The 623-nt window shown below is 78.0% G+C and carries 2 protein-coding genes; one reads left to right on the forward strand and one right to left on the reverse strand.

Annotation, left to right across the window (positions count from 1 at the left end; all coding sequences use genetic code 11):
- A partial coding sequence (locus EAO71_RS35230) for a nucleoside/nucleotide kinase family protein (RefSeq protein WP_459112790.1) occupies positions 1-344 on the forward strand: 344 nt, incomplete at its 5' end.
- Positions 345-384: 40 nt separating this feature from the next.
- On the opposite strand, the gene EAO71_RS35235 is transcribed toward EAO71_RS35230, so the two are convergent.
- Positions 385-623, reverse strand: a 239-nt coding sequence (locus tag EAO71_RS35235) for a PfkB family carbohydrate kinase (RefSeq protein ID WP_261992497.1), incomplete at its 5' end; no start/stop codon positions are given.

The following is a 623-nucleotide window of genomic DNA, read 5'->3' on the forward strand; positions in this document are numbered from 1 at the left end:
CTGTGGGACCCCGCGACCGACCGGGCCACCCGGAGTCCGTACGTCTGTGGGACCCCGCGACCGACCGGGCCACCCGGAGTCCGTACGTGACCCTGCCGCCCGGAGGCGTCCTCCTGCTGCACGGCCCCTTCCTGCTCGGCCACTGGTTCCCCTTCGACCTGACCGTCCACCTCCGCCTGTCGCCCGCCGCCCTCGCCCGGCGCACGGAGGAGCACTGGACGCTGCCCGCCTTCGCGCGGTACGAGCAGGAGGTCGGCCCGTCCGACGCCGCCGACGTGGTCGTCCGGGCCGACGACCCCCGCCACCCCGCCTGGACCGGCCTCACCGGAGGCGACGCGGCCTGACGAGGAGGGCGAGGGTCCGTGTGACGCGGTCGGGAAGGCCCTACCTGTCGTCGTACGGCGGACGTCCCCCCACCACGGTCACCGCCTCCGCGCCCGCCCGGCAGCCTGCCACCGCTGCCTCCACGGCGTCCGCCCCCGCCAGGCGGGCGGCGAGGAAGGCGCCCGTGAAGGCGTCGCCGGCGCCCGTGGAGTCCGCGCCGACCGGCCGGGTCCGCTCCCCCGCCCCGTCGTGAGCGGAGGGACCGTCGGCCGGGTCCGCTCCCCCGCCCCGTCGTGAGC

The sequence above is a fragment of the Streptomyces sp. MS191 genome (genome assembly GCF_008042125.1).
Classification (GTDB): Bacteria; Actinomycetota; Actinomycetes; order Streptomycetales; family Streptomycetaceae; genus Streptomyces.